Annotated in this window: 4 protein-coding genes and 1 pseudogene; 1 reads left to right on the forward strand and 4 read right to left on the reverse strand. The window is 51.3% G+C overall.

Going from position 1 to position 3,211, the window contains the following annotated elements; translation table 11 throughout:
• The coding region (locus NZ772_16175) for a hypothetical protein (protein ID MCS6815092.1) at positions 1-230 on the forward strand (230 nt) is incomplete at its 5' end.
• 10 nt (positions 231-240) lie between these two features.
• Here the strand turns inward: NZ772_16175 and NZ772_16180 are convergent.
• From NZ772_16180 to NZ772_16195, 4 genes and pseudogenes are all read right to left on the reverse strand, one after another.
• Positions 241-1,029 carry a TIGR01548 family HAD-type hydrolase gene (locus tag NZ772_16180; GenBank protein ID MCS6815093.1) on the reverse strand — a complete coding sequence of 263 codons (789 nt, stop codon included), beginning with the start codon at positions 1,027-1,029 and terminating at the stop codon, positions 241-243.
• An 83-nt stretch (positions 1,030-1,112) separates the two neighbouring features.
• A complete protein-coding gene (locus NZ772_16185; protein MCS6815094.1) occupies positions 1,113-1,466 on the reverse strand; it encodes a YkgJ family cysteine cluster protein in 354 nt (117 codons plus the stop codon).
• Between the two features lie 136 nt (positions 1,467-1,602).
• Positions 1,603-3,114 (reverse strand): response regulator, encoded by a 1,512-nt coding sequence (locus NZ772_16190; protein MCS6815095.1) that lies wholly within the window; start codon positions 3,112-3,114, stop codon positions 1,603-1,605.
• Positions 3,088-3,211, reverse strand: a pseudogene (locus tag NZ772_16195) (ATP-binding protein). The gene NZ772_16190 and the pseudogene NZ772_16195 overlap by 27 nt, the downstream one beginning before the upstream one ends.

Below are 3,211 nucleotides of genomic sequence, written 5' to 3' on the forward strand. Positions count from 1 at the left end.
TCATTTGCTCACCCCAGATGGCTGGTAGTCAGGACTTAAGTCCTTGGTACGAACTAATGGGTTGCGTAGCTGGCTTTTGGAGAAGAGATGGGTTGTGTAGCTGGCTTTGGAGAAGAAATATCATTTGCTCACCCCAGATGGCTGGTAGTCAGGACTTAAGTCCTTGGTACGAACTAATGGGTTGCGTAGCTGGCTTTGGAGAAGAAATATTATTTGCTCACTCTGAATGATCTAACCGGCCTATGTATTGCTATGGCTCAGGAGTTGAGCAATGTAGGCAGGGGTTAGGGCATCTATACGATCCACTACAGACTGCGCCCCAGCTTGAATTAAGCCTTGGCGGTAGGTGGGGCAACGATCGCCATCCTCTAGCACATGGGGCGGCAATACCCCAACGGCAATCCAACGACGATTGGGGTCTAGCGCTCGTGCCTTTTGAACGGTGTGCATATCTGCCACGGTGTCACCAGCGTAGATAACAGCATGGTCGCTGGCCTGTGCGCTATGTCGAGCTAGAATTTGCTCTACAGCCATAAATAGTCCAGTGGGGTCTGGCTTACCAGGAGCATCTTCCATAGCTACTAATACTGGCGACTGCAAGCCGATACGGTTTTCTAGAACATAGGTGGCAGAGGCACGGGTTGCACCGCTGAAGAACCCCCAGAGAATGCCAGCGTTGGTTAAGGTTTCACCATAGGCCGCACTCATTAACAACGGCTCTTGGCAGATATACCCCGTCCAGTTGTGGGGGTCGGGGCCACGATACCGCCGCTGAAACCAAGCTACTAGCTCAGTATAGTCGATCGCATAGTCTGGAATGCCCTGAGCAGCGTAATAACGACGGATCATTTCCCTTGAGGCTTCCCAGTCGTTGTTCCAGATGCCTTCAGCTTTAAGGTGGTCAATGTCTTGTTGAGACGGGCGATAGGCTCCGTTGGTGTAGTGCTCTACGGTGTCAGCTAAGGCGCGACGATAGGATCCACCTACATCTCGGACTACGCCATCAATATCAAATACAACGATCGTCATGGGCTAATTGTCATGGGTTAAAGGTCACTGGTGATTAACGGCTGGTGACGGCTCAGGCTGTGGATTGTTGGAACCAGCCTTGTTTACTCTACCCCAACCATTTGGTTAAAGCGCCGCATTTCTGGACTATGGTCACCATAGACACCGCCGATTTGTTGCTGGCAACAGTCGATCGCAAACTCGTTAAGGTCATGGGGGGCAATGCCGTAGAGATCATAGAAGACATCGGCTTGCACCCGACAGAAGCGAGGCCGATCAGCATAAATTTGGCATTTGCGGGTGTTGTGATCAAAATGGATGCACCAGCCATCCTCACCCACCAAGCTCAGATAGTGGGTAAGCTCGTCGGGGCTGAGATAGGTTGCCAAATCTGGACGATCACTAGGCTCTAGATGACAACAAGCTCCACATTGGTTAACACACTGCCATCTTGCCATTACAGTCTCTACAGCCTCTAAGGTGACCAATCTACTATCCAACCTTTACACGGGTCGGACTGTTGCGGTATTGCTAGCCTACAACTAAATTTTCCTAGGAAATCAGCAAATCAGTCAAATCAGTCACTTGATGTAGTCACACTATGGCTGTTGATCGCAAAGCAGTCAGTGCTGCTCGCACCTGTTGATAGCTAGTAATGAGGCGATCGAGTTGCTCAGGAGTGAGGTCAATCGTGCCAGAGATGCCCATGACTTCTATCTCGTGACATTGCTGGGCGAAGGCATTGGCCCCTACAGTGGCGCTCATCGACTTCAACGGGTGGCTAGATTGAATCACAGCGGCTATATCATGATTGGCGATCGCCTGTAATAAAGTCTGCATCTGCACAGGCGTATCTTGCAGATAGCAATCAATCATCTCAGTCAGGAAGTTGTCGTCTTCATCATCCGCCATCGCCCGAATTGATTCCACAACTTCAGGATCGAGGATATCAAGGCTGAGGTCGGCGATCGGGGGCACTGAAGTCAATGATTCCAGGCTGGGAACCGTTGGCTCTACCACAGACTCAGCAGCACATGGGTCAGAGGTTACTAGGCTAGGTACTGCTGAAGCAGCCCTCATCCTGGACAAATCTTGAATCAGTGTACGTGTTGCCTGCTTTGCAGCATGAGTTTGACTGCGCTTTAGCACCTGCACTAACGCCTCGAACTGGATGGGCTTAGTGATGTAGTCATCCATACCTGCATTCAGACAAGCTTCCCGATCGCTCTGCATGGCACTGGCAGTGAGCGCAATGATATAGGGACGCTCGATCGCAGGCCACTCACGACAAATCTGACGGGCTGCTGCCAAGCCATCCGTTTCTGGCATCTGCACATCCATTAAGATCACATCGTAAAATTGACGACGCAATGCTTGTAATACTTCAATGCCGTTGCCAGCGACATCTGCCCGGTAGCCTAAGCGCTTTAACAGCAATAGAGCTAATTTCTGATTGACAGCGTGATCTTCTGCCAATAGGATCCGCAGGGGTAATTCTTGGGCAAGGTTGACATCGGCTTTTTCAGTGTGGGGACGCGGCAGATTCGTAACAGCCTGCTCTGGGCACAGCACATGATGTAGGGTTTCATAAAGGCGTGCGGGTTTGATGGGTTTATGGATTTGAGCTGCTAGGTTCACGGTTTTTAGCTCTAAGCGAGGGGTGATATGACCCGATGGAGTCATGAGGACGATCGGCAATGCTAGTTGGGGGAATCGTCGATGAATAGTTTTTATCAAGCTTAGGCCGTTCATATGGGGCATGTGCAGATCGACGATCGCCAAGTCGAAGGGTGTCCCCTGATCAAGCAGGTCAAGGGCATCAGCCCCTGAGGCCGCAGATAGGGCCAGCATGTTCCACGTCTGGGCTTGCAGGGCAAGTAGCTGGCGAACCGAAGCATTGTCATCCACAATGAGCAGACGTTTGTCTGCTAGGTCGGTCAAGGATTGTGTGGAGGCAGGTAGTGATACGGCTGGAACGACGATTGTGCAGTAGAAGGTTGCTCCCTCATCGGTTGCTGGTTGTAGTACAGATGCCGATGGCTGCCAATTAGACGGTGGCTCACCGCCTATCTGCCCGCGACTAGTTACCCACAGTGAGCCGCCCATCATTTCACATAGGCGCTTACTAATCGCTAGCCCCAAGCCTGTGCCTCCATATTGGCGGGTAGTGGAGTTATCAACTTGACTAAAGGGCTGAAAGAGG

The organism is Cyanobacteriota bacterium (assembly GCA_025054735.1).
In the GTDB taxonomy this organism is placed as follows: Bacteria; Cyanobacteriota; Cyanobacteriia; order SKYG9; family SKYG9; genus SKYG9.